Genomic DNA, 19,419 nt, shown 5'->3' with positions numbered 1-19,419 from the left:
AAGGGAAGCGGCGGTGCGGCGATCCGTCTTCCCTGTGCCCCGCGTGATGCTCAATCGTTCAGCGCCACATCCGTCCGGCCCAGCCGGCGGGCGAAGTGGGCCTCCACCGCCTGCGTCACGCCGACCGCCAGATCGTGCTGGTAGCTTTTGGAGAACAGCTTCTTCAGATCGCCCGGATCAGTGATGTAGCCCGATTCGAGCAGCACGGCGGGCACGTCCGGCGCCTTGAGCACGGCGAGGCCGGCGAAGCGGTGATAGGTCGTCTTGAACTGGACGCCCTCGCTGGTCAGCTCGCGCTGGAGCACGTCGGCGAAACGCGACGAGGCGTTCATCGTCTCGCGTTGCGTCAGGTCGATCAGGATGTTGCCGACCTCGTTCGAGGTGTCGCCGAGATCGACGCCGTTGATGATGTCCGAGCGATTTTCCTTCGCCGCCAGACGCGCGGCGACCTGATCCGACGAGACTTCGGACAGCGTGTAGACGGTGGCGCCGCTCGCGTTCGATCCCGGTGCGCTGTCGCAATGGACCGAGATGAACAGGTCGGCATGGAGCCGTCGTGCGATCTCGCGGCGTTCCTGCAGGATCAGGAAGCGGTCGTCCGAACGGGTCAGCGCCACACGCACCCGGCCCGATTTCAGCAGTTCGTCGCGGATCGCCTTGGCGATCTGCAGCGTCGCGTCCTTCTCGCGATAGCGGCCGTCGATCGACAGCGAACCCGGATCGTGGCCGCCATGGCCGGCATCGATCACCACCAGCGGCTTGTTGGCGCGGCCTTCCACCGCCGGGATCGGCAGGCGATAGGGCGTCGGCGCGTCGAGCGGCACGGTGACGCTGCCATTGCCCTGAGACGGCGAGAAGGAGGCGTAGCTCACGCGGCCGACGCGCGCCGCATTGGCGAATTCGCGGGGCGAGGCATCGGCGAGCTGGAGAGTGAGGGTGCGGTGATCGTCGGACAGGCTCGCCTGGCGCACGACGCTGCGGCCGGCGAGATCGAACACGACGCGGCCGACACCCGGCCTCACCTGGCCCACGCGGGTCTGCAGGACGGGACCGCCCGAAGCGGTCATCGCGCCCGGCGTCAGCCCCTGGATGTCCACGGCGAGCCGGCGCGGCGTATCGAGTATCAGCCCGGACGCGCCGTCGATCGCCGAATCGAACGCCATCGTGATCGCGTTGCCGCTCACCGACATCGCGCTGATCGTGCTTGCTTGGGCGGCGCCCAGCGGCGCGCCCAGCAGGCCCAGACTGATAACGGCGCCCGCACATCCACGGTACGCCGACAAAGCAAAACGCATGAGCCTGTCGGTCCCCAACAGCGCTCCCCCACCTCCCGATTAGAGTGAGCGCCTGTCGGTAGGGTGAACCCCTACGGTTGATCCGTCAGTAACCAAGCGACCAGACGTGCGCGACTAGGGCTGAATATCCCGACGTCTCCCTCCTTCGGGGGATCAGGCGAGGCTCTTGAGGGGGATTTCAGGGTCCGCGAGCTTCGTCGGATCGGCCGCGACTCGGCCCGTCACGAGCGCCTTGCCCTGCACGTAATCCTTCACCGCGTTGACGCAGTCGAGCGCGACGACATGGCCCTGCTTCAGGTAGACGATCGAGAAGGAGCGGCTGGCGATGTCGCCGCGCGTGACCGTCGAATCGTGGCCTGACGACAGGCCGACGGTCTGCAGGCGCAGGTCGTACTGGTTGGACCAGAACCATGGCACGCTATTGTACGGCTCCTCGTCACCGGTGATCGCGCGGGCGACCGTGGTGGCGAGGTCGTTGGCGTTCTGCACCGATTCGAGGCGGATCGGCAGCCCTTCGGCATAGGCATTGGCGTGCATCGCGCAGTCGCCGATCGCGAAGATGTGGGGCAGCGAAGTGCGGCCATGCTCGTCCACCGCGACGCCGTTGCCGCCGCGCGCGCCGGCCGCCATCAGCGGCTCGACCGCGGGGATGATGCCGATGCCGACGATCACCATCTGCGCCTCGATGATCTCTCCGCCGGAGAGCCGCACGCCGGCGACGCGGCCGTCCCGCTCCTCGATGCACTCGACTATCGCGCCCAGCCGCACGTCGACGCCGTGGGCGCGATGCTCGGCCTCGTAGAAGCGCGACAGCGGCTCGCCGGCGACGCGGGCGAGGACGCGGTCGAGCGCCTCCAGCACCGTCACCTGCTTACCCATCTTGGCGAGCACGGCGGCCGCCTCCAGCCCGATATAGCCGCCGCCGATCACCGCGACCTTTTCGGTGGTGGCTAGCTCGCTCATCATCCTGTCGACGTCCGCGCGGGTGCGCACCCCGTGGACGCCGATCAGGTCATGGCCCGAGCAGGTGAGGCGGCGCGGATGGCCGCCGGTCGCCCAGATGAGCTCGCCATAGCCGATCGTCTCGCCATCCTCGGTGGTGACGGTGTGGGCGTCCGGATCGACCTTCACCACGCGCTTGCCGGTGAGCATCGCGACGCCCCGCTCCTCCCAGAAGGCGGCGGGGCGGATCAGGATGCGGTCGAAGCTCTTCTCGCCCGAGAAATAGTCCTTGGAGAGCGGCGGGCGCTCGTAGGGGATTTCCGGCTCCTCGCCGATCATCGCGATCGTGCCTTCGAACTTGCGCTGCCGAAGCGCGATCGCGGCCTGCGCCCCGCCATGCCCCGCACCCACGATCACCACGTCGTATGTCGCCGCCACCCGCATCCTCCGTCCGTCCGGCAGGGCTTCCTTAATCCGGGTTTGCCTACCATCATGCTCTCGATGGTTCGGCGCATAACCTGTTCGTCTGGCGGTTCCAAGCGGACAGAAAATTGCGCCATCGTTGTCATTTCCGGGGACGCATGACGAAACTGGCGGTCGAGGCGAGCAAGCTCGTCAAGCGGTTCGAGGGGCAGCGCGCGGTCGACGGGATCGACCTCGCGGTGCCGGAGGGCGCGATCTACGGTGTGCTCGGCCCCAATGGCGCGGGCAAGACGACGACCTTGCGCACCCTGCTCGGCATCATCGAGCCGGACGAGGGCTGGCGCCGGGTGTTGGGCGAGGACAAGCCGATGCGCGCCGCGCCGAGGATCGGCTATCTGCCCGAGGAGCGCGGCCTCTACCCTTCGATGCAGGCGAAGGAGGCGATCGCCTTCCTGGGCGCGCTGCGCGGGATGTCGCTGGCCGATGGCCGCCGCCGCGCGATGCAGCTGCTGGAGGAGGCGGGTCTCGGCGAGGCGGCGACCAAGACGATCCGACAGCTCTCCAAGGGCATGGCGCAGACCGTCCAGCTGCTCGGCACGATCGTCCACCGGCCCAAGCTGCTGGTGCTGGACGAGCCGTTCTCCGGCCTCGACGCGATCAACCAGCAAAGGCTGGAGGGGCTGATCCGCGCGCAGGTGGCGGAAGGGGCGACGGTGCTTTTCTCCACCCACGTCATCGCCCATGCCGAGCGGCTGTGCGAGCGGATCAGCGTGATCGCCAAGGGGCGCATCCGCTTCGACGGCACGGTGGCCGAGGCGCGCGGCCGCTTGCCGTCGCGCGTGTCGCTCGTCACCCGACATCCGGACGGGCCGTGGCGCGCGGCGCTGCCCGCCGACACGCTGGCCGACGATCGCCGCTTCACCTTCGCGCTGCCCGCAGATGGGATCGAACCTGTGCTCGAGGCGCTGATCGCGAGCGGCGCGGGGATCGAGGCGCTGTCGATCGAGCGGCCCAGTCTGCATGAAGCCTTCGTCGAACTGGTCGGCGAACCGGTGCCCCAGCCGGAAACGGAGGAGGTCGCGCCATGAGGCAGCTCTTCGCCTCCGCCTGGGTGATCGCGCGGCGCGACTATGTGTCGACCGTTTTCTCGCGAATCTTTTTGCTCTTCCTGCTCACCCCGGTCTTCCCGGTGATCTTCGGCGGCGTGTTCGCATCGCTGGGGACCGACAGTGGCCCCGGTCCGTCCGCTCCGGTCGTCGCGGTGGTCGCGAACGCAGGGGACGCGCAACATCTGACGGCCGCGCGCGACCGGTTGGTCAGGCGCCTCGGCCCCGATGCGCTGCCCAGGCTCTCCTTCCTGCCGCCGGGCCAAAAGCCGGCGACATGGCTGCTCGAAGGCGAACGGCGGTATGACGCGCTGCTGGTTGGCGTGACGGGCGATCCGCATTTCACGCTGGCGGCGCACGCGCCGGCGTCGCTGTCGGACGATGTCGGCCTGATCGTCGATACCGCCCGCGCGGACGCCGCGCTCGGCGAACGGGCGCCGCCGCCGGTCGATCTCGGTACGGCCCGCGCGCCCTCACCGCCGGGCGACCGGAAGCAGGATGGCACCGGCATCGCCAAGGCGGCGCAGACCGGCCTGTTCATCATCCTTGTGATGCTGGCGGGCATGTCGCTTTCCACCTTCATCGAGGAGAAATCGAACAAGGTGATCGAGGTGCTGGCCGCCGCCGTGCCGGTGGACGCGATCTTCCTCGGCAAGCTCTGCTCGATGCTGGCGATCGCGTTGACCTTCGTGGGCGCGTGGAGCGTGGTGATCGCGGGCGGCGTCCTCGCCTTCAAGCCCGCTATAGTGATGGGCCTGCCGGTGCCGGCGGTCGGCTGGCCGGCCTTTGTGGCGCTGCTGATCGCCTATTTCGTCGGCAATTACCTGCTGCTCGGCGCGGTGTTCCTCGGCATCGGCAGCCAGGCGGGAAGCCCGCGCGAGGTGCAGGTGATGGCGCTGCCGGTGACGATGCTCCAGCTCGTCCTCTACGGCTTCGCCTCGGCGGGCGTGGCGCATCCCGATCGCTGGGTGTCGATCGCTGCGGCGATCTTCCCGTGGAGCTCGCCACTGGCGATGATCGCGCGCGCCGCCGAGCTGCCGGCGCTCTGGCCGCATCTGCTGGCGCTGGCGTGGCAGATCCTCTGGCTGGTGCTGGCGCTGCGCGTCGCCGCCGCCATGTTCCGCCGCGCGGTGCTCAAGTCCGGCGGCGGGTGGCGGTGGTGGTCTCGAAGCAAGACGGCCGAGGCGGTTTCGAACCTGGGTGTCCCCTGATCCACCGTTCGCACTGAGCCCGTCGAAGTGCGTGCCGGAAGCGTAGCGCTTGCTGCACGTCCTTCGACAGGCTCAGGACGAACGGAGTGTTGGTGGCTGGCTCAATAGCCCACCGTCAGGCCGATCGCGTAATATTTGGGTCCGGCATTGCCCTTCAGGTTGACCATCGGCAGCAGCGGCATCGCCACCGTGCCGTAGGGGCGGGTGTGATCGCCCGAGATGCGCACGCCCGCGCCGATCTTGGCGAAGGCGGGAATCTTGTACGCCGCCTCGACACGGCCATAGGGGCGGGTGTGGTCGTCGGCGACCAGCACGCCCACGCCCGGCGTGATCGAGAAGCCCGCGAGGCCCCAGCTGTAGCCGGCGCCGAGCTCGCCGCCCCAATGGCCGTCCGCGCGGGCGCCCATGCCCTCCGCGCCGATACCGGCTTGGGCCGCCGAGGCCGCGCCGATGCTGAGTGAGGCGGCCAGTATTGCGGTGCGGAGTCTCGTCATCCCTTGATCCTTACTAACGCGCACCCCTGCGGGATACGCGCTGTCAGGCGCCGGGAATTCGCGTCAAGCCGCGTGGGGACAAGGCGAGTCCGTGGTGCGGTGGGGCGAGTCCCCGCCGGATGTGCTCCGGCGGGGTCGCATCGTCATTCCGCCGGCAGCTTCCAGGTCACGCCGCCCGAATAGGTGGAGGCGACCGGGTTGCCCGCTCCATCCTGCGCGGGCTTGAAGCGGGCGCGGCTCATCAGCCGGCTGCACGCGGTGCGATCGAGATCGTCCGATCCGCTGCTCGCCAGCACCGAGCAGCCGGTGGGCTTGCCGTCCACGCCGATATCGAGGCGGAAGCTGGTCCGCCCTTCGATCCCCGCGCGGACCGCCGAGGGCGGATAGTCGTCGGTCGTCACCCAGCGGCTGGAATCGCCGCGCGGCATCGCTCTCGTGGTGTGATCGACCGGTTGCGGCTGGGGTTGGGGCAAAGGATCGCCCATTCCGCCGCCGCCGCCCGTGGGCAGCGGGATCGGCGGGAGGGGCAGCGGATCCGCCTTCGGCATGGGGATCGGCGGCAGCGGAATCGGAATGGGCAGCGGATCGGCGGTCGACTTCGGCTGCGTCGTCGTCTTGGGCTGCGGTTTCGGTTCGGGCGGTGGCGGCGGGAGCTTCCACTCCCTGTCGGGGATGATCCACGTCGGTGCGCGCACGATCTTCATCGCCAGCCCGGAGGCCAGCCCGTAGCCCACCACGCCGATCACCACGAGCGAAACCGCCCCCGAGATCGTCTTCTCGCGACTTCTGTCCTGATCGATATAGGCCATGACAACTCCCTTCCATGGGATGTTGTATCATGCCACCACCGTAAAAATTGGCAATAGATCAAATCAAGGATCGCGTTGGACTTGAGGATGGCGCTCTATACTGCGGACGCACAAATATTGTTGTGCATCCGTGCAATTCATCAGCCGCCCGCCGCCATCTCCGAAAGTCGCGGATAATCGAGCTTGCCAGTGCCGAGCACGGGCAGCGCGTCCACCACGCGGACATCCTTGGGCACGGAAATTTCCGCAACGCCGTTGGCCTTCGCCCAGCCGAGCAGCTCGGATGCGGTGGCGCCGGGCTTGGTCGTGAACAGCACCAGTTGCTCGCCTTTGCGCGGATCGGGGCGAGTCACGACGGCATGGTCGAGGCCCGGCCAGAGCTGCCCGGCATAGCCCTCCACCGCCGGCAGCGAGATCATCTCGCCGCCGATCTTGGCGAAGCGCTTGGCGCGGCCCCGGATCGAAACGAAGCCCTCGGCGTCGATCTTCACGATGTCGCCGCTGTCGTGCCAGCCGTCATGCGGGGGCTGGAGCAGGCCGGGCGCGTCGGCCTTGTAATAGCCCGCCATGATGTTCGGCCCCCGGATCGCGAGGCGACCGACCGAGCCGCTCTCGTCGTCGATGCCGGGAATGGCTTCCAGGTTCGCCTCGATCGCAGGGAGCAGGCGGCCGACGGTGCCGGCGCGGAAGTGCATCGGCGTGTTGACCGCGATCACCGGCCCGGCCTCGGTGGCGCCATAGCCTTCCATGATGCGCAGACCGAAACGCTCGGCATAGGTGGCGCGGGTGGTATCGCGCACCTTCTCGGCGCCCGCGAAGATGTAGCGCAGCGAGTAGAAATCGTAGGCGTTAGCCATCCGCGCATAGCCGGCGAGGAAGGTGTCGGTGCCGAACAGGATCGTCGCGTTCGCGTCGTAGGCCAGCGCCGGCACGATGCGGTAGTGGAGCGGGCTGGGATAGAGCACCGTCTTGATGCCGTTGAGGATCGGCAGCAGCGTGCCCCCGGTCAGCCCGAAGCTGTGGAAGATGGGCAGAGCGTTCAGCACGATGTCGGTCGGGTTGAAATCAACGCGCGCAGCCAATTGCGAACAGTTCGACAACAGGTTGCGGTGGGAGAGCGCCACGCCTTTGGGCAGCCCCTCCGATCCCGAGGTGAAGAGGATCACGGCAGGCGTGTTCGGATCGATCTTGAGCCGCTTGTGGATCGAGCGGGCGAACTTGCCCGCCACCAGCGCGCGCAGCTTGGCGCCGGTGCCGATCGTCGCGGCGACATCCTCCAGCCAGACGATCCGTTTCGTTGCGCCCAGCGCCTCGACGATCGCGCCGAGCTTCGCCTGCTCGACGAAGGCGCGGGCGGTGACGATGGTCTTCACATCGGCCGCCGTGCACGCCGCCTGCAGGTTGTTGAGGCCCGCCGTATAGTTGAGCATCGCCGGTACGCGGCCGGTCGCCTGCAGCGCGAAGAAGGTCGCGACCACCGTGTTGACGTTGGGCAGCAGCACGCCGACCGCCTCGCCTTGGCTTGTGCCGTCCGACAGCGCGCGACCGAGCGCCTGCGTGCCGGTGATGAGGCGGCTGTAGGTCAAAGGCTCGCGCTTGATGTCCTCGGCGACCGGCGCCTTCATGCCGTGGAGCGCGGCGGCATCCAGCAGCGCCTCGAACAGTGTGCGGCTGGCGTTGGACGTCGCGAAGATCATCGCCGACATCTCGTCATAGAGCCGCCGCCCGGCGATGGCGCGCCGCTCGCGCGCCGACATCTCGCCCTCCACCCGGAAGCGGCGCGGCGGCAGCACGGTCAGCGTGATCTTGGGGAAGGCGCGGGTCCTGACCTTGCCCTTCAGGCGCGAAAAGGGGCTGTATTGCGCCCCGTCGATCCTGACCGGCACGATCGGCGCGTCGGACTTGTCGGCGACCATGCCGGGACCGTCGAAAATCTTCATCAGCGCGCCCGTCACAGTGATCCGGCCTTCGGGGAAGATGACCAGGGTGCGGCCTTCCTTCACTGCCTTCACCATCGCCTTGGCGGCCATCGGGTTGGTCGGATCGACCGGGAAGGCGTCGAACATGCGCAGGAACGGCTTGATCCACCACGCCTGCGCGACGCGGGTATGCACCGCGAAGGTCGGCTTGCCGGGCAGGAAGGCGGCGAGCAGCAGCCCGTCGAGGAAGGAGACGTGGTTGACCACCACCACCGCGCGCTCGCCCGGCAGCGGCATGTTCTCCGCCCCGATCAGGTCGACGCGGTAGAAGAGGCGCAGCGCCGCGCGCACCGTCGCCTTGAACACCGTCTCGGGCAGCAGCGCGCAGCAGTAGAGCGCCACGAACAGGCCGAAGATGCCCAGCACGATGAACAAAGTCGGGCTGCCCGCGCCGGTCCACAGGATGAAGGCGACGACAGCGGAGATCAGCACCATGCCCGCCGCGTTGACGATATTGTTGGCGGCGACGTCGCGCGACCGGTTGGCGGGATCGCCCAGCGTCTGCAGCAGCGCGTAGAGCGGCACGATATAGACGCCGCCCGCGATCGCGATCGCCAGCAGGTCGATCACCAGCCACCAGCTTTCCGGCGCCTGCAGGAAGCCCTTCACGCCGACGGTGGTGGCGTAAGGCTCCAGCCCCGATACGGTGATGCCGAGATGGATCACGGCGAGCGCCAGCACCAGCGCCGAGACCGGCACATAGCGTGCCGAAATCTCGCCGCCGAGCAGCTTGCTGACCACCAAGGATCCGATCGCAACGCCCACCGAGAACAGCCCGAGGAACAGCGCGCCGACCGTCTGGGTGGCGTTGAGGTGGCCGACCAGCGGCACGAACTGCTGGGTCAGCACCGCGCCGAGCGAGAAGAACCAGGTGATCCCCAGGATGGCGAGGAACAGGTTCTTGTTCCTCCGCGAGTGCGCAACGATCCGCGCGGTCGAGGCGATCAGGTTGACCTCCACCTTCGGCCGATCGGCGGCGGGTGGGGCGGTCGGGATCAGCAGGCTGGTGAGGAGGCCGATCACCGCCACGCCGATCATCGCATGGGTCGCGTCCGCCGTCGGCAGCAGCCCGCCCGCCAGCTGGCCCGCGAGGATGGCGAGGAAGGTGCCGGCCTCGATCAGCCCGGTGCCGCCCATCAGTTCATGTTCGCTGAGATGCTGGGGCAGCATCGAATATTTGACCGGCCCGAACACGGTGGAATGTACGCCCATCGCGAACAGCACGCCCATCAGCAGCGGCATCGATCCGCTGTCGATGGCGATCAGGCCGACGCCCATGATCGCGATCTCGGCGATCTTCACGCCCTGCGCGACGCGCGCCTTGTCGAGGCGGTCGGCCAGCTGCCCCGCAACCGACGAGAAGAGGAAGTAAGGCAGGATGAACACCCCGCCCGCGATCACCGCGACCAGAGCCGCCTTGTCCGCATCGCCCCGATAGAGGCTGAACGAGACGAGGAACAGCATCGCCGATCGATAGAGATTGTCGTTGAAGGCCCCCAGGAACTGGGTGACGAACAATGGCCAGAAGCGACGCTTGGCGAGCAGGCTCAGTTGCGGTGCTGACATGGACGCGGGACCCCTCTCGCCCAAAGGTTAGGGCACCACGCCGATGCCGAACACCCCTGACGGAGCAACTCGATAGCGAGAAATTGAACGTCGATCAATATAATTCTGAACGGTGTATATTTCTACCTCGTTCGCTCGCCGTCGTCACTGGCTTGACCTAGGGTTCCGCTTTCTTCCTCCCGCGCTGCGAAAGGCAGCGGGACGCCGGATCAAGTCCGGGGTGACGATATGGAGAGGGTGGCCTTGACACATTGAACCATTTAGGTTATACATCGCCGCGTTCTTCAAACCCTAAGCGCACGGGAGCGAAGGACGGAACCGGGCCGCGACGCGTCAGCGCCGAGGCTCGGACGGCCGGCGCGGAGTCATCCGGTTAAAAGCCGAAGCTTCGCTGAAAAAACTGTAACCCCGGGACTGTCGTGACACCCTGCCAGGCCAACCGTGGGCAGGGGCTTCTGGTCCCGAACTCAAAGTCTGGACGCGGCTCCGGTTACGATCCGCACTTGCTTACCCCAAGCCGTCCAGCAACCGGGTGCCATTGGCAAAGGACGCGCCGGCCGTGACCTTCCCCCTGTCCTGATTCTACGCCACAGGTGCGCCTACGATTTTGCGACGGCTGCTATCGCCCCAGTAGCGGACATTCGGAGGGCTCGGGAGTGACCGCGGATGATGTGCATGTTAGGTGAGACCGCTAATGGCGATCGGAAGTCGATCAGCCTTCAGGAGAGTATGCGTGCTTTTTCACACCATGGTCGGATCAAACGACATTGAACGGTCCAAGCGCTTCTACGACACGGTGCTCGGCACCTTGGGTGCAGGGGAAGGGACGAGGAACATTGCCGACAGCGGCCATACACGTCTGATCTACAATAACGGCAACGGGACCAACTTCATCGTCAGCCAGCCGATCAACGACGAACCAGCAAGCGTCGCCAACGGCAGCACCGTAGCCTTTTCCTGCGACTCGCCCGAGCAGGTGAAGCAGCTTCATGACACCGCGGTTGCCGCTGGCGGGACCTCGATCGAAGCTCCGCCCGGACCGCGCGAAACTGCCTCCATGGGCACCATCGAACTGGCCTATTTTCGTGATCCCGACGGTAACAAACTGTGCGGAATTCATTTTCCTGCCTGATCCGTTCGGCACCAGTCCGCTTCTGACCCTAGCGGACCTCGATCATGCTGTTCCGCGAATGTCCGCTTTCCACCACTTCCCGTCATTGCGAGCGTAGCGAAGCAATCTACCCGTGCAGTGGATCGCCACGGCGCCATGCGCCCCGCGATGACGTCTCTCCAGCGCGCTACTCGTTCCCCTCCGCATCGCCGCCATCCTCCGGCTCGGCTGGCGGTGCCTCGCCCTCGTGCGGTTTCGCGCGCAGGTGGAGGCCGCCTTCGTCGAGGTCCAGCCCGAAATCCATGTTGCCCAGCGTGAAGTTGCCGCTGGCGCTCACCGCGTCGGGGTCGACCACCACCGGCAGCTTCTGTCCGAGCGGCCGCGCGCCGGTCGCCTGCGCCATGAAGCTGCGCCAGATGCGCGCCGGCAGGCCGCCGCCCGCGAGGCCGGGGATCGGCTTGTTGTCGTCGCGGCCCACCCACACCGCCGTCACCAGCCCGTCGGCGAAGCCCACGAAGATGGCGTCGCGATTGTCCTGCGTGGTGCCGGTCTTGCCGAACACCTGCGTGTTGAGCGCCGCCGCCTTGGCGGTGCCCTGCTTCACGGTCGCCGAGAGCAGGTCGAGCAGTTCGTCATGCTGGTCGGACGGGAAGTGGCTCTTATGGTCCCAGAAACGGTCGATCCAGCCGGGCGGCGGATCGGGCAGGCCGTGGGGCGTCACAGGGTACGCATTGCCGGCCACCGCCGCGTAGGCGCGGGTCAGCTCCAGCAGGGTGATCCCCGACGTGCCGAGCGCGAGGCTGGGATCGGCGTTGAGCGGGGAGGTGATGCCGAGGTCGCGCGCCGCCTTCACCACCGCGTCCGGCCCGACCTTCTGGGCGAGGCGCACGGCCGCGACGTTGCTCGATCGCGCGAACGCCTGCCTGAGCGTGATCATCCCCTGATAGCGATGATCGGCGTTGGACGGGGACCAGCCGTTGATGGTGATCGGCTTGTCCTCCACCTTGCTGTCCGGCGTCATCCCCGCCCGCAGCGCCGCCAGATAGACGAACAGCTTGAAGGTGGAGCCGGGCTGGCGCCGCGCCTGCGTCGCTCGGTTGAAGCCTGAATCCTCGTACTTCGATCCGCCGACCATCGCGACGACGCGCCCGTCTGGCTTCATCGCGACAATGGCGACTTGGCCCCGTGAGCCGACCTGCGCGGCGGCGGCCTCGGCGGCGCGCTGGAGGCGGCTGTCGAGCGTGGTCTGCACGCTCTGCTGCTCGTATCCGCCGCCCGCCTGGTCGCGCGCGGCGGGCAGCACCCAGTCGGCGAAATAGGAGCCGCCGATCTCCGCCGGGACCGGGCGGAGGTGGAGGCGGGCGGGATGCGCCTTCGCCGCCGTCGCGGCATCGATGAAGCCCGCATCCTTCATCGCGGCGACCACCAGCATCTCGCGCGCCTGCGCGCCGGCGAGGTTGGTCGAGGGCGCGAGCTTCGACGGCGCCTTCATCAGCCCGGCGAGCATCGCCGATTCGGAGACGGAAAGATCCTCCGGCTGCTTGCCGAAATAATGATGCGCCGCCGCGCGCAGCCCGTACACGTTGTCGCCGAAATAGACGTTGGAGAGGTAGCGGGAGAGGATCTGGTCCTTGCTCAGCCACGCCTCCAGCCAGAAGGCGACCATCACCTCGCGGATCTTGCGCCCCGCCGTGCGATCCGAATTGAGGAAGACCAGCTTCGAAAGCTGCTGGGTGATCGTCGATCCGCCCTCGCGGACATGGCCGGCGCGCAGGTTATGCCACGCCGCGCGCGCGATGCCGTGGGGATCGATCGCCCAATGATGGTAAAAGCGCCGGTCCTCGATCGCGACGAACGCCTGCCAGACGTGCGGGGGCAGCTTCGTCACGTCCACCGGCCGATCTGTGACCGCGCCCCGCCGCGCGAACATCCGCCCGTTCGAATCGGTCAGCGCGATGCTCGGCGGCGCGATCGGCTGGAGCGACTTGGAGAGCGGGGCGGTCACCGCCAGCCACGCCACCGCCGCCATGAACAGCAGCAGCACGCCGGAGATCGCCCAGCGCAGCCACCAGAAGCGGCGGCGGCGCGGCTTCATCGGCGCGGTCGGCTGGCCGAACGGATCGCCGCCCATAGACGGCGCCACCGGGGCGAACGGCTCGACCGAAGGCGTGTTACCGGACTCGAACTGGGGGTCGTGCATGGAGGTGTGTTAGTATCGCAATACGGATGGACTGGATAGAGCTTCTATCACAGTCCCTCGCCCTCCACCCATTGCGCGTTGGACAGGCGGCGCGCGACCGACCAGGCCTGCCGCCTGATGTCCGGCACCGCGACGATCTCCCAGAAGGCGCCGCGCGTCATCGGGCCGATCACGGTGAGCCGGTCGGACGAGGCGCCGTCCGCCGCGATGGCGCGCGCGTCCTGATCGACGTCGATGCCGATGCGCAGGGGATCGGCGCGCAGCAGACCACGGTCGCGAAGATTGGCGAGCAGCGGCTCGTGCGTGGCGGTGAGGTCACCCTGCGGGCCGGTGCCGTTGACGATGCGGCGGACGTGGAGCGTTTCTTCCGCATCGGCATGGCGGGGGCGGTACGAGAGGCGGATGCCGTCGCCGTCAGGCTCCGCACCTGTCACCTTGCCGGCGAGGATTGTGAGGCGGCCGTCGGCGCGCATCGCCTCGATCTTCTTCGCGACGGAGGGGGCGAGGCGGTGGCGATGCACGTCCCACCAGGGCCTCAGGTGGCGCAGGAAGCGTTGGCGCTCGGCGACGTCCATCGCGCGCCAAAGGCCCTGCGTGTAGGGGCGCAGCTCGTCCACCGCCGCGCGCCAGTCGACCTTGGTGGCGCGCTCGCGCAGCGCGGCGATCATCGCGCTGGCGGTGGGGGCGGGGCGTTCGCTCCGCCTGGTCGCGGGTACGCCCCGGACATGCGCACGCGGCACGAGGCCGTGGCGGGAGAGCGCCACCACCTTGCCCGCAAACCCCCGTGCATCGGCGAGCAGCGCGATGTCCACCATGGTAAGGCCGGTGCCGAGCACCAGCAGCGTGTCGTCCGCCCCCAGCCCGGAGAGGATGTCGCCATGCCACGGATCGGTAACGTAGCTGCCCGACGGCAGTGCTGCAGGGGCGAGCCCGGCGGGCGTGTGCGGCGGCAGATTGCCCGGCGCCAGCACAGCGCTGTCGGCGGCGAGCGTCTCCCCGTTCGCCAGCGAGAGCGTCACCCCGCGCGTGCCGGGCACGACATCCTCCACCTCGGCGCACAGCACCTCCAGCCGGCCGGGCGACTCCCGCATGGTCTCGGCCAGCAGGTCGTCGAGATAGTCGCCATAGACGAGGCGCGGCACGAAGCCGCCGACGCCGGGGCGATGCTCCTCCAGCCAGCGCACGAAATGCTCCGGATCGTCGGGCAGCGCCGACATGTTCTCGGCGCGGACGTTGAGCAGGTGATCGGGATGCGCGGCGGAGTAGGCGACGCCGCGCGCCGTATGCTGGCGCCGCTCGATCAGGGTCGCGCGCGGGCCGTCGTGGCGTAGCAGGTTGACCGCCAGCAGCGTGCCCGAAAACCCGCCGCCGACGATCGCCACATGGTCTCTCTTCATGGCGCCTGTCTGCGGGCGGGTGATGGCGCGATCAAGCCCCGCTGTTCCTCGTCATTGCGAGGCGCGCAGCGCCGCGGCAATCCAGTCCGGCAGCCGTGGGACTGGATTGCTTCGCTACGCTCGCAATGACGAAGGGGCTTCCCACGGCGCCGCGCCGATCGCGGCGGCCATGTGATCGACATAGGCGGTGACGGCGGCGGGCAGTGGCTCGGCCCTGGCGTGGACCGCCCAGATCGCGACGTCGGTGGCGCCCTGCCACGCCGGCAGCACGCGGCGGAGCGCGCCGGAGGCGAGTTCGGCGCCGACATCCCAGGTGGAGCGCAGCGCGATCCCCATGCCGGCGAGGCACAGTTCGCGCACCACCTCGCTGCTGTTGGTGGCGACGATGCTGTCCACGTCAACCATGTGTCCGCTTTCCAGTCGCCACGGGGACTGGTGCCGCGCGGCGAGCAGCTGGTGGTCGGCCAGATCGTCCAGCGACGCTGGTTCGCCATGCGCCTCCAGATAGGCCGGCGCGGCGCACAGCACGCGGCGGTTCGGCGCGAGCAGGCGGGCGGCGAGGACCGTGCTTTCCGGCTCGGGCGCGATGCGGATGGCGACGTCGATGCGGTCGGCGATCAGGTCGGTATAGCCGTCGTCGAGCAGCAGTTCGGCGGAGACATCCGGGTAGCGGGCGAGGAAAACGGGCAGATGCGGCGCGACGTGCAGCCGCCCGAAGCTGGTCGGCGCCGAGACGCGCAGCAGTCCGGAGGGGCGCTCCGCCCGCCCGGACACCCGCGCCTCGGCCGCCTCGGCGGCGGCGAGGATGGCGCGCACCTCCTCGTAGAAGGCTTGGCCCGCCTGCGTGGTGGAAAGGCGTCGCGTCGTGCGGTTGACCAGCCGCGCGCCGAGCCGCTCCTCCAGCGCCGCGAGCCGTTTGGAGGCGGCGGCGGGCGACAGGCCGAGCCTCTGGCCGGCGGCGGAGATGCTGCCCATCTCCACGACGAGTTCGAGAAGGCGGTAATCGCGATCCATCATTCTTTCCCTGAACGATCGAATGATTTGAGCATTTTCCGTCTAATGCAGCAATCCCGCTTGCCCTACATTGCCGGCCAAGGAGAATCGCCATGACCGCCAAGACCGATCAGCGCATCCAGAAATCCGGCCTCGCCGTCGCGCCCGAACTGGCGACGTTTATCGACGAGCGGGTGCTGCCCGGCACCGGCATCGAGGCGGACGCCTTCTGGGCGGGCGCGGCGGGCATCTTCGCGCGCTTCGCGCCGGAGAACGCCGCGCTGCTGGCGAAGCGCGACGATCTGCAGGCGAAGATCGACGCTTGGCACGTCGAGCGTGCAGGCCAGCCGATCGACGGGCGCGCATATCAGGCCTTCCTGCGGGAGATCGGCTATCTGGTCGAGGAACCGGCGCCGTTCGCGATCGACACCGATCGGGTCGATGCCGAAGTCGCGATTTTGGCCGGGCCGCAGTTGGTCGTGCCGATCCTCAACGCCCGCTTCCTGCTCAACGCGGCGAATGCACGCTGGGGCAGCCTCTACGACGCGCTCTACGGCACCGACGCGCTGGGAGAGGCGCCCAAGGGCGGCGGCTACGACAACGCACGCGGCGCCAAGGTGATCGCGCGCGCCAAGCAGCTGCTCGATGAGGCGATCCCGCTGGCCTCCGGCTCATGGGCGGACTTCACCGGCGGCGAGCCGGCGCTGGCCGATCCCTCGCAACTGGTCGGCCGGAGCGGCGACAATATGCTGTTCCGCCACAATGGCCTGCATATCGAGGTCGTCGTCGATCGCGACCACCCGATCGGCAAGGACGATCCCGCCGGCATCGCCGACGTCCTCCTCGAATCCGCGCTCACCACGATCTGCGATCTCGAGGATTCGGTCGCGGCGGTTGATGCCGAGGACAAGGTCGCGGCCTATGCCAACTGGCTCGGGCTGATGAAGGGCGATCTGGAAGCGAGCTTCAAGAAGGGCGGCGAGACGCTGACCCGCACGCTGGAGGCGGACCGGACCTACACTGCGTCCGACGGCTCCGAGATCACGCTGCCGGGCCGATCGGTCCTCTTCGTCCGCAACGTCGGCCACCTGATGACCAACCCGGCCGTCCTGCTGCCCGATGGCAGCGAGGCACCCGAAGGCATCCTCGACGGCATCGTCACCAGCCTGATCGCGCTGCACGACCTGAACGGATCGGGCATCGGCAACAGCCGCGCCGGATCGGTCTACATCGTCAAGCCGAAGATGCACGGGCCGGAGGAATGCGCCTTCACCGATCGCCTGTTCGACGCGATCGAGGATCTGCTGGGCGTTCCCCGCCACACGATCAAGGTCGGCGTGATGGACGAAGAGCGCCGCACCTCGACCAACCTCGCCGCCTGCATCGAAGCGGTGAAGGGCCGCATCGTGTTCATCAACACCGGCTTCCTCGATCGCACCGGCGACGAGATGCACACCTCGATGCGCGCCGGCCCGATGATCCGCAAGGCGGAGATGAAGGGCGCCGAGTGGATCACCGCCTACGAGAAGCGCAACGTCGCCATCGGCCTCGCCTGCGGGCTCGCCGGCAAGGCGCAGATCGGCAAAGGCATGTGGGCCGCGCCCGATCGCATGGCCGACATGCTGGAACAGAAGATCGGCCATCCGAAGTCCGGCGCCACCACGGCGTGGGTGCCCTCGCCGACGGCGGCGACGCTGCACGCGATGCACTATCACGCGGTGAACGTCGCGGAGCGGCAGGCGGCGATCGCGAACGATCCCATCCCTGGCCTCGACAAGCTGCTGACCATCCCGCTGGCGCTCGGCCACAATTGGGCGCCGGACGAGATCGCCGCCGAGCTGGACAACAATGCGCAGGGCATTCTGGGCTATGTCGTGCGCTGGGTCGATCAGGGCGTCGGCTGCTCGAAGGTGCCCGACATCCACGACATCGGGCTGATGGAGGATCGCGCGACGCTGCGCATCTCCTCGCAGCACATGGCCAACTGGATGCTCCACGGCGTCGCGCAGGCCGACGAGGTGGAGGCGGCGCTAATCCGCATGGCCGCGAAGGTGGACGGCCAGAACGAGGGCGATCCGGCCTATCGTCCGATGGCGGGCAACGAGGCCGACAGCCTCGCCTTCCAGGCGGCGCGCGCTCTGGTGTTCGAGGGTGTCGAGCAGCCGAGCGGCTATACCGAGCCGCTGTTGCACGCGTTCCGGCAGAAGGTGAAGGCGGGGTAAGTTGCGGCTGGCGATCACCCCGCCTGGCCGATAGCAGGGGCCGATGGCGGAGCGGCTGGTCGAGATCGTCTACAATCCCGCATCGGGCGGCTATCGGCCGTCCGACATCGCGGCGCTGCGTGCGGCGTTCGAGGCGCGCGGCGCGCGGGTCCGGCTCAGCCCGACCGGCCACGAACCGATCGTGATCGATCCGGCGGCCGACCTGCTGTGCGTCGCGGGCGGCGACGGCACCGTGCGCCACGCCGCGCTGGCGTTGCACCGCGCCGGCCGCACGTTGCCGATCGCCATTTTCCCGAGCGGCACGGTCAACCTGCTCAGCCGCGAGATCGGCAAGGGCCATGCGCCCGAGGCGCTGGCGGCGCGGCTGCTCGGCGAGGATCGGCGGCCGGCCTTCGCCGTGACGCTGAACGACACGCTGTTCCTCGCCTGCGCGAGCGTCGGGCCGGAGGCGCTGGCGGTGGCGGGCGTGTCGGCCGCGCTCAAGCGCCGTATCGGACGCTTCGCCTATGCCGCCGCATTGCTCCCCCATCTCGGTCGCTGGCCGCGCACCCCGATCCGGATCGATGTCGCCGGGCGGCGGGTGGCGTGCGAGGCCTTCTACGTCGCCAGGGGGCGATATTTCGCCGGCCGCTGGATCGTCTCGCCCGATGCCGCGCTGGACAGGCCGGAGATGCGCCTGGTGATCCTGAAGACGGCGCGGCGGCGGGACATGGCGCGCTTCTGGATGCGGCTCGCGCTGCACCGGCCGGTCGCCGATCTGCCCTTCGTCGAGGAGATCGCCTGCACCGCCTTCACGGCGGAGGCCGACCGGCCGCTGCCGGTGCAGGCGGACGGGGACATCGCCGCCACGCTGCCGGCGCGTTTCGCGCTGATTCCGGAACCGTTCCGCTTCGCCTGATCCGGCGCGCCGGTCGCGGCTCAATCTCCGATGAAGAATGCGGTGGAATAAGGCGCGATCGTGCGCCATCCCAGCCGCTCGTAGAGCGCGCGGCCGGCGTCGGTGGCGACGAGCAGGCGGAGCTTGCCCGGCTCCTGCATCTCGGCGCCGAGCGCGGTCATCAGCGCGCCGCCCAGCCCCCTGCGGCGATGCGCCTCGGCCGTCTCGATGCGATCGTAGACGAAAGCCTCGGCGGTCTCGCCCGCATAACCGCTCGCGGCGACCTGGCCGGAAGAGGCGAGGATGCGCGCCTCCACCACGGTGCCGCGCCGCTGCGTCTCGATCGCATAGCCGGCGGGCAAGGGCCGCCCGATCGGCGCGGGATCGCAACGCATGACGTGCGCGGAAGTCTGCATCCGCCATCCGTCGGGGAGCGCCGCCTGCAGGCGATGCGCCGCCCCGCACAGCTTGATCGGCTGGCGTGGCGCGCGGATCGTACGGCCCAGCGCGACCAGCCCGTCGCCCATGCGCGGGAACACCCAGCGCCGGATTTCCGCCTCGCTGCCGGTCTCGACGCGATAGCCGCCATGTTCGGGCACCGGCGCGGGCAGGCCGCGCGCGATCGACCGGCCCGCCAGCCAGGCGTGCAGCAGCCGCGTGTCCACGCCCTCTTCGGAGAAATCGTCGCCGGTCATGTCGTCAGCCTTGGAGTTTGTTTGGAATCCGCCGTTCGGCGGATTGCCGCACCAGCCCGCTCCCCCACCCGGCCTCCCATAGAATACTGCCGTTGGGAG

The 19,419-nt window shown here is 68.5% G+C and carries 14 protein-coding genes; 5 read left to right on the top strand and 9 right to left on the bottom strand.

Features of this window, described 5'->3' with window-relative positions:
• Positions 1-50: 50 nt before the first annotated feature.
• Together QGN17_RS14195 and QGN17_RS14190 are read right to left on the bottom strand one after the other, a co-directional pair.
• Positions 51-1,295, bottom strand: a complete 1,245-nt coding sequence (locus tag QGN17_RS14195) for an N-acetylmuramoyl-L-alanine amidase (RefSeq protein WP_281045243.1) — start codon at positions 1,293-1,295, stop codon at positions 51-53.
• 153 nt (positions 1,296-1,448) lie between these two features.
• On the bottom strand, positions 1,449-2,681 hold the full coding sequence (locus QGN17_RS14190) for an NAD(P)/FAD-dependent oxidoreductase (RefSeq protein ID WP_281045242.1): 1,233 nt from the start codon (positions 2,679-2,681) through the stop codon (positions 1,449-1,451).
• Between the two features lie 137 nt (positions 2,682-2,818).
• Between QGN17_RS14190 and QGN17_RS14185 the strand changes: the two genes are divergently transcribed.
• Together QGN17_RS14185 and QGN17_RS14180 are read left to right on the top strand one after the other, a co-directional pair.
• Entirely contained in the window at positions 2,819-3,748 is a 930-nt protein-coding gene (locus QGN17_RS14185) for an ABC transporter ATP-binding protein (protein WP_281045241.1), read from the top strand.
• The gene (locus QGN17_RS14180; RefSeq protein ID WP_281045240.1) at positions 3,745-4,977 is read left to right on the top strand and encodes an ABC transporter permease; all 1,233 of its coding nucleotides are present in this window, start codon (positions 3,745-3,747) and stop codon (positions 4,975-4,977) included. Before QGN17_RS14185 ends, QGN17_RS14180 begins: the two co-directional genes overlap by 4 nt.
• 101 nt (positions 4,978-5,078) lie before the next feature.
• On the opposite strand, the gene QGN17_RS14175 is transcribed toward QGN17_RS14180, so the two are convergent.
• The 3 genes from QGN17_RS14175 to QGN17_RS14165 all read right to left on the bottom strand — a co-directional run bounded on the left by QGN17_RS14175 (position 5,079) and on the right by QGN17_RS14165 (position 9,825).
• Entirely contained in the window at positions 5,079-5,471 is a 393-nt protein-coding gene (locus tag QGN17_RS14175) for a hypothetical protein (RefSeq protein ID WP_281045239.1), read from the bottom strand.
• A gap of 143 nt (positions 5,472-5,614) precedes the next feature.
• Positions 5,615-6,280 (bottom strand): energy transducer TonB, encoded by a 666-nt coding sequence (locus tag QGN17_RS14170; protein WP_281045238.1) that lies wholly within the window; start codon positions 6,278-6,280, stop codon positions 5,615-5,617.
• Between the two features lie 140 nt (positions 6,281-6,420).
• Entirely contained in the window at positions 6,421-9,825 is a 3,405-nt protein-coding gene (locus QGN17_RS14165) for an acyl-[ACP]--phospholipid O-acyltransferase (RefSeq protein WP_281045237.1), read from the bottom strand.
• A gap of 733 nt (positions 9,826-10,558) precedes the next feature.
• On the opposite strand from QGN17_RS14165, the gene QGN17_RS14160 reads away from it, so the two are divergent.
• On the top strand, positions 10,559-10,957 hold the full coding sequence (locus tag QGN17_RS14160; protein WP_056422467.1) for a VOC family protein: 399 nt from the start codon (positions 10,559-10,561) through the stop codon (positions 10,955-10,957).
• A 166-nt stretch (positions 10,958-11,123) separates the two neighbouring features.
• On the opposite strand, the gene QGN17_RS14155 is transcribed toward QGN17_RS14160, so the two are convergent.
• The 3 genes from QGN17_RS14155 to QGN17_RS14145 all read right to left on the bottom strand — a co-directional run bounded on the left by QGN17_RS14155 (position 11,124) and on the right by QGN17_RS14145 (position 15,547).
• The gene (locus QGN17_RS14155) at positions 11,124-13,136 is read right to left on the bottom strand and encodes a transglycosylase domain-containing protein (protein ID WP_390902698.1); all 2,013 of its coding nucleotides are present in this window, start codon (positions 13,134-13,136) and stop codon (positions 11,124-11,126) included.
• Positions 13,137-13,183: 47 nt separating this feature from the next.
• The gene (locus QGN17_RS14150; RefSeq protein WP_281045236.1) at positions 13,184-14,533 is read right to left on the bottom strand and encodes an FAD/NAD(P)-binding protein; all 1,350 of its coding nucleotides are present in this window, start codon (positions 14,531-14,533) and stop codon (positions 13,184-13,186) included.
• Between the two features lie 114 nt (positions 14,534-14,647).
• A complete protein-coding gene (locus QGN17_RS14145; RefSeq protein WP_281045235.1) occupies positions 14,648-15,547 on the bottom strand; it encodes a LysR family transcriptional regulator in 900 nt (299 codons plus the stop codon).
• Positions 15,548-15,639: 92 nt separating this feature from the next.
• On the opposite strand from QGN17_RS14145, the gene QGN17_RS14140 reads away from it, so the two are divergent.
• Both QGN17_RS14140 and QGN17_RS14135 read left to right on the top strand, forming a co-directional pair.
• Positions 15,640-17,748, top strand: coding sequence for a malate synthase G (locus tag QGN17_RS14140; protein WP_281045234.1), 2,109 nt, complete (start codon positions 15,640-15,642; stop codon positions 17,746-17,748).
• 43 nt (positions 17,749-17,791) lie between these two features.
• Positions 17,792-18,646, top strand: coding sequence for a diacylglycerol/lipid kinase family protein (locus QGN17_RS14135; RefSeq protein WP_281045233.1), 855 nt, complete (start codon positions 17,792-17,794; stop codon positions 18,644-18,646).
• Between the two features lie 20 nt (positions 18,647-18,666).
• Here the strand turns inward: QGN17_RS14135 and QGN17_RS14130 are convergent, their stop codons facing one another.
• Entirely contained in the window at positions 18,667-19,320 is a 654-nt protein-coding gene (locus tag QGN17_RS14130; protein ID WP_281045232.1) for a GNAT family N-acetyltransferase, read from the bottom strand.
• Positions 19,321-19,419 lie beyond the last annotated feature (99 nt).

Origin of the sequence: Sphingomonas oryzagri (genome assembly GCF_029906645.1) — a bacterium.
Classification (GTDB): domain Bacteria; phylum Pseudomonadota; class Alphaproteobacteria; order Sphingomonadales; family Sphingomonadaceae; genus Solisphingomonas; species Solisphingomonas oryzagri.
Note: the sequence above shows the minus strand (reverse complement) of the source record. Positions and strands in the feature narration are given on the sequence as shown.

What these genes read in the sequence shown, in the direction of transcription:
- QGN17_RS14130 (WP_281045232.1), bottom strand. Translation starts at nt 19,320, where the DNA reads ATGACCGGCGACGATTTCTCCGAAGAGGGCGTGGACACGCGGCTGCTG.
- QGN17_RS14195 (WP_281045243.1), bottom strand. Translation starts at nt 1,295, where the DNA reads ATGCGTTTTGCTTTGTCGGCGTACCGTGGATGTGCGGGCGCCGTTATC.
- QGN17_RS14165 (WP_281045237.1), bottom strand. Translation starts at nt 9,825, where the DNA reads ATGTCAGCACCGCAACTGAGCCTGCTCGCCAAGCGTCGCTTCTGGCCA.
- QGN17_RS14150 (WP_281045236.1), bottom strand. Translation starts at nt 14,533, where the DNA reads ATGAAGAGAGACCATGTGGCGATCGTCGGCGGCGGGTTTTCGGGCACG.
- QGN17_RS14190 (WP_281045242.1), bottom strand. Translation starts at nt 2,681, where the DNA reads ATGCGGGTGGCGGCGACATACGACGTGGTGATCGTGGGTGCGGGGCAT.
- QGN17_RS14185 (WP_281045241.1), top strand. Translation starts at nt 2,819, where the DNA reads ATGACGAAACTGGCGGTCGAGGCGAGCAAGCTCGTCAAGCGGTTCGAG.
- QGN17_RS14155 (WP_390902698.1), bottom strand. Translation starts at nt 13,136, where the DNA reads ATGCACGACCCCCAGTTCGAGTCCGGTAACACGCCTTCGGTCGAGCCG.
- QGN17_RS14180 (WP_281045240.1), top strand. Translation starts at nt 3,745, where the DNA reads ATGAGGCAGCTCTTCGCCTCCGCCTGGGTGATCGCGCGGCGCGACTAT.
- QGN17_RS14135 (WP_281045233.1), top strand. Translation starts at nt 17,792, where the DNA reads ATGGCGGAGCGGCTGGTCGAGATCGTCTACAATCCCGCATCGGGCGGC.
- QGN17_RS14175 (WP_281045239.1), bottom strand. Translation starts at nt 5,471, where the DNA reads ATGACGAGACTCCGCACCGCAATACTGGCCGCCTCACTCAGCATCGGC.
- QGN17_RS14170 (WP_281045238.1), bottom strand. Translation starts at nt 6,280, where the DNA reads ATGGCCTATATCGATCAGGACAGAAGTCGCGAGAAGACGATCTCGGGG.
- QGN17_RS14145 (WP_281045235.1), bottom strand. Translation starts at nt 15,547, where the DNA reads ATGGATCGCGATTACCGCCTTCTCGAACTCGTCGTGGAGATGGGCAGC.
- QGN17_RS14140 (WP_281045234.1), top strand. Translation starts at nt 15,640, where the DNA reads ATGACCGCCAAGACCGATCAGCGCATCCAGAAATCCGGCCTCGCCGTC.